Here is a 5,526-nt window from a genome sequence, read left to right on the forward strand (position 1 = left end):
CCCCCATCCGGCCCGCACCGATGTCTGAGGCTGATCCCGGCAGCCGCATCGAGGGCATCCGGCAGCTGGGAAATGTGGTGCGCGCCATGACCGGGATCGCCGGTGCCCGCGCCCGCACCGCCCGCGCCCAGATCGCCGCGGTCGAGGGGTATGCCGACACTCTGGGCGATGCCCTTGCGCAGGCCATGGCCGGGCTCGCCGGTGATGCCCCCCCCGCACCCGGCCGCCCGGCGGTGGTGGTGTTCTGCGCCGAGCAGGGCTTTGTCGGCGGATTTTCCGAGCGGGTGCTGGAGGCGGTGGAGGCGGACCGGGCGGGCGGCGATCTGTTCCTGATCGGCAGCCGGGGGGCGGCCATCGCGGCCGGTCGCGGGCTGGTTCCGGTCTGGTCCGCGGCGATGCCCGCGCGCTCGGCCAGCCTGCCGCAATTCGCCGATCAGGTGCTGGCGGCGGTATTTGCCCAAGGGGACCTGCGGCCGGTCTCGGTCGTCCATACGGTCTGGGCGCGGGGACAGGGGCGGGTGGAACGGCTGGCCCTGTTTCCGCTGGTGGCCGCAAGCGACGCCCCGGAACGGGCCGCGCCGCTGGCGAACCTGCCGGCCGCCGATCTGGCGACGAGCCTCAGCCTCGACCGGCTGCACGCGCTGATGACCCGCGCGGCGCTGCGGGCCTTTGTCGCCGAGAACGAGGCGCGGATGGCCGCCATGGCCGCGGCCTCGCGCCAGATCGACGAGGAGCTGGCGGTGCTCGAAGCCCTCGCACGACGGATGCGGCAGGAGGCGATCACCTCCGAGATCATCGAGATCGCCGCGGGGGCGATGGCGGGGCGGTGACCCCGCCCCCCTAACCTGGATCAGCCCGGCCGACCCCCGCGCCCGCTAGGCTGCGCCCAGCATGTCGCCCGAGGGAGCCGCCGATGCCGAGCGCCGAGAAATCCGGGTTCCGTTTCCCGTCCGCCTTCACCATCCTGTTCGGCCTGATCGTGCTGGTCGCCGCGCTGACATGGATCATCCCGGCGGGCCAGTACGAGCGCGTCCCCTCCGAGGCGCTCGGGCGTGACGTGCCGGTGGCGGGCAGCTTTGCGCCCACCGATCCGAACCCGCAGGGGATCTTCGACGTCATCCTTGCGCCCATCGCGGGCTTCTACGATCCGCTGCGCTACACCGCCAATGCCATCGACGTGTCGCTGTTCGTGCTGATCATCGGCGGGTTCATCGGGGTGGTGACGGCGACGGGCGCGATCGACGCGGGCATCGCGCGGGCCATGCTGCGCCTGAAGGGGCGCGAGACCTGGATGATCCCGATCCTGATGGCGCTGTTTGCCCTCGGCGGCTCCACCTATGGCATGGCCGAGGAAACGCTGGCCTTCTATGTCCTGCTGATCCCGGTGATGATCGCCGCGAAATACGACGCGCTGACGGCGGTGGCGGTGATCCTGCTGGGCGCCGGGGTGGGGGTGCTGGGCTCGACCGTCAACGCCTTCTCGACGGTGATCGCCTCGGATGCCGCGGGGGTGAGCCTGGCCGACGGGCTGCTGCTGCGGCTGGCGATCCTGGCGGTGTGCTGGGTCGTGACGGTGGCCTTTGTGATGCGCTATGCCGCGCGCGTCCGCGCCGACCCCACCCGGTCGCTGGTCCATGACCGCAAGGCCGCGAACGAGGCGCATTTCCTGGCGCCGGGCGCGGATCGCGAACAGCCCGGCGGCGCCCCCTTCACCGGGCTGCACAAGATCGTCCTGATCCTGTTCGGGCTGACCTTTGGCGTGATGATCTGGGGCGTCGCCATCGGCGGCTGGTGGATGGCGGAGATGAGCGGCCTGTTCCTGGCGGCCGCCATCGTCATCGGCATCATCGCCCGGCTGGGCGAGGGCAGGCTGGTGGACAGCTTCGTGGGCGGCGCGCGCGATCTTCTGGGCGTGGCGCTGATCATCGGGCTGGCGCGCGGGATCGTCGTGGTGATGGACGCGGGGCTGATCACCGACACCATCCTGCATGCGGCGGAAACCAGCGTGGCGGGGCTGTCGCAGACCGCCTTCATCCTCGTGGTCTACTGGATCGAGGTGGGGCTATCGTTCTTCGTGCCCTCCACCTCGGGGCTGGCGGTGCTGTCGATGCCGATCCTTGCGCCCATGGCCGATTTCGCGGGCGTGCAACGCGAGCTGGTGGTCACCGCCTTTGCCACCGCCAGCGGGATGGTCAACCTGGTCACGCCCACATCGGCCGTGGTGATGGGCGGGCTGGCCATCGGCCGGGTCCCCTATGAACGCTGGCTGCGCTTTGTCTGGCCGCTGCTGCTGGTCCTCACCCTCATCGTCATGGCCGCGCTGGCGCTGGCGGTCAATTTCGCAGGTGCCCCATGACCCTGACCTATGGCGTTCATTCCGAGGCGGGGCAGCTGCGCCGCGTGATGCTGCACCGTCCCGGCTCGGAGATGGCGCGGCTGACGCCCGCCAATGCCGAAAGCCTGCTGTTCGACGACGTGCTGTGGGTGAAACAGGCCCGCACCGACCACATGGCCTTTGTCGATGTCCTGCGCGAGCGCGGGGTCGCGGTGGTGCTGCTGCGCGAGATGCTGGAGGAGGTCGTCTCCGACCCGCAGGCCCGCCGCTGGCTGCTCGATGCCCGGATCAGCGACAATTCGGTGGGCGTGGGGCTGGCCGCCGACCTGCATGCCTGCCTGATGGAGATGCCCGCCAACGCGCTGACGCATGTCCTGATCGGCGGCATGAGCCGCAGCGAGCTGCCGATCCCGATGGCCGGTGTCGTGGCGCCGATGCTGCGCGAGGATGATTTCCTGCTGCCGCCCATGCCCAACCAGATCTTCACGCGCGACAGCTCCTGCTGGATCTATGGCGGGGTGACGCTGAACCCGATGTTCTGGCCCGCGCGGCGGCTGGAGACGCTGAACCTGGCGGCGATCTATCGCTTTCACCCCGATTTCCGGGATGCCGTGTTCCCGGTCTGGTATGGCGATCCGCTGGTCGATCACGGCCTTGCCACGCTCGAAGGTGGCGATGTGATGCCCATCGGCAACGCGACCGTCCTGATCGGGATGGGCGAGCGGACCACCCCGCAGGCGGTGGGGCAGGTCGCGCGCGCGCTGTTCGCGGGCGGCGGCGCGGAGCGGGTGATCGCCTGCCAGTTCCCGCGGGCGCGCGCGTCGATGCATCTCGATACGGTGTTCACCTTCTGCGACCGCGATCTGGTGACGGTCTTTGCCGAGGTGACGGACGCGATCCAGACCTATTCCCTGCGCCCCGGCGACGGCGGCAAGGTGGAGGTGACGGCCGAAACCGCCCCGTTCCTCGATGTGGTGGCAGGCGCCCTGGGCATGAAGACGCTGCGCGCCGTGCCCACGGGCGGCAACGGCTACGAGGCACAGCGCGAGCAATGGGACGACGCCAACAACCTGCTGTGCATCGGCCCCGGGGTGGTGGTGGGCTATGCCCGCAACACCCATTCCAACACCTTGCTGCGCAAGGCCGGCGTCGAGGTCATCACCATTTCCGGCGCCGAACTGGGGCGCGGGCGGGGCGGGTCGCACTGCATGACCTGCCCGCTGATCCGCGACGCCCTTTGAAAGGACGATCCCATGCCACAGAACCTGCACGGTCGCAGCTTTCTGAAACTGCTGGACTTTTCCCCTGAGGAGGTGCGGTTCCTGCTCCGCCTCGGGGCCGATCTGAAAACCGCCAGGGCCACGGGCACCGAACGCCGGCTGCTGCGCGGTCGCAACATCGCCCTGATCTTCGAGAAGGACAGCACCCGCACCCGCAGCGCCTTCGAGGTGGCGGCCTTCGATCAGGGGGCGCATGTCACCTACCTCGGGCCATCGGGCAGCCATATCGGCACCAAGGAGACGATGAAGGACACCGCGCGTGTGCTGGGCCGATACTATGACGCGATCGAGTATCGCGGCTTCGGCCAGGCCCAGGCCGAGGTGCTGGCCGCGCATGCGGGCGTGCCGGTCTACAACGGGCTGACGGACGAGTTCCATCCGACGCAGATCCTCGCCGATCTGATGACGATGCGCGAATTTTCCCACAAGCATCTGTCCGACATCGCCTTTGCCTTTGTCGGGGATACCGGCAGCAACATGGGGACGTCGCTGATGGTGGGCGCGGCCCTGATCGGCATGGACATCCGGCTGTGCGGTCCGCAAAGCCTGTGGCCGGATGCCGCGCTGCTGCAGCAGTGCCGCGACCTGGCGACGGCCAGCGGCGCCCGCATCACGACCACCGAGGACCTGGCCGAGGGCGTCCGGGGCTGCGACTACATCTACACCGATGTCTGGGTCTCGATGGGTGAGCCGGAGGACGTCTGGGCCGAACGCATCGCGCTGCTCTCGCCCTTCACCGTGACGCAGCAGGTGATGGACCGCACCGGCACCCCCCACACCAAGTTCCTGCATTGCCTTCCGGCCTTCCACAACCGCGAGACCGCAATCGGCGAGACGATCTTCCAGGCCCATGGCATCGACTGCATGGAGGTGACCGACGAGGTGTTCGAATCCCCCGCCTCCGTCGTCTTCGACCAGGCCGAGAACCGTCTGCACTCCATCAAGGCGGTTCTTGTCGCCACCATCGGAGGCTGAGCCATGCGGATCGTCGTGGCCCTGGGTGGCAACGCCCTGCTGAAACGCGGAGAGCCGATGACCCCCGAGGCGCAGCAGACCAACGCGCGCATCGCCGCCGTGGCGCTGGCCGAGCTTGCCTGCGATCACCAGATCATCGTGGCGCATGGCAATGGCCCCCAGGTGGGCCTGATGGCGCTGCGGTCCGCCGCCCATGCGCCCGACACGCCCTGGCCGCTGGATGTCCTGGGGGCCGAGACCGAAGGCATGATCGGCTATCTGCTGGAGCAGGAGTTGATGAACGCCCTGCCACCGGGGACCGAATGCGCCACGCTGCTGACCCGGGTGGAGGTGGACCCCGACGACCCCGCCTTCGACCGCCCCACCAAGCCCATCGGCCCGGTCTATGCCCGCGCCGAGGCAGGCCCGGTCGCGGCCGCGCACGGCTGGTCGATGGTCGAGGAGGCGACGGGCGGGCTGCGCCGGGTCGTGGCCTCTCCGCTGCCGATGGCGATCCTGGGCATCGTCCCGATCCGCATGCTGGTCGAGGGTGGCATCTGCGTGATCTGCGCGGGCGGCGGCGGCATCCCGGTGGTGCGGGGCCGGGACGGCAGGATGGAGGGGGTCGAGGCGGTGATCGACAAGGACCGCACATCGGCGCTGCTGGCGCGCGAGCTGGGCGCGGACGTGCTGCTGATGCTGACCGATGTGGCGGCGGTGTTGCGCGACTGGGGCGGCCCGGCCGAGGAAGCCATCGCCGCCATAACCCCCGAGGCGCTGGATGACCTGACCTTCGCCGAGGGGTCGATGGCGCCAAAGATCACCGCCGCGTGCGATTTCGTGCGCGCGGGCGGCGTGATGGCCGGCATCGGCCGCCTGCGCGACGCCCGCGCGATCGTGGAGCAGCGCGCCGGCACCCGTGTGCTGAGCCAGCTCCTGCCCCCCACCGCCCCGCCG

At 69.8% G+C, this 5,526-nt stretch carries 5 protein-coding genes; all 5 read left to right on the plus strand.

What is annotated here, in order from left to right:
* The coding region (locus tag CCR87_RS01700) for a F0F1 ATP synthase subunit gamma (protein ID WP_242511796.1) at window positions 1-830 on the plus strand (830 nt) is incomplete at its 5' end.
* A gap of 83 nt (window positions 831-913) precedes the next feature.
* Window positions 914-2,356, plus strand: coding sequence for a YfcC family protein (locus CCR87_RS01705; protein ID WP_201155599.1), 1,443 nt, complete (start codon window positions 914-916; stop codon window positions 2,354-2,356).
* Window positions 2,353-3,576, plus strand: a complete 1,224-nt coding sequence (locus tag CCR87_RS01710; protein WP_201155600.1) for an arginine deiminase — start codon at window positions 2,353-2,355, stop codon at window positions 3,574-3,576. The genes CCR87_RS01705 and CCR87_RS01710 overlap by 4 nt, the downstream gene beginning before the upstream one ends.
* A gap of 12 nt (window positions 3,577-3,588) precedes the next feature.
* Window positions 3,589-4,590 (plus strand): ornithine carbamoyltransferase, encoded by a 1,002-nt coding sequence (gene argF, locus CCR87_RS01715; protein WP_201155601.1) that lies wholly within the window; start codon window positions 3,589-3,591, stop codon window positions 4,588-4,590.
* 3 nt (window positions 4,591-4,593) lie between these two features.
* Window positions 4,594-5,526, plus strand: a 933-nt coding sequence (locus CCR87_RS01720) for a carbamate kinase (RefSeq protein WP_201155602.1), incomplete at its 3' end; no start/stop codon positions are given.

Source organism: Rhodobaculum claviforme, from assembly GCF_016653255.1.
Taxonomy (GTDB): Bacteria; Pseudomonadota; Alphaproteobacteria; order Rhodobacterales; family Rhodobacteraceae; genus Rhodobaculum; species Rhodobaculum claviforme.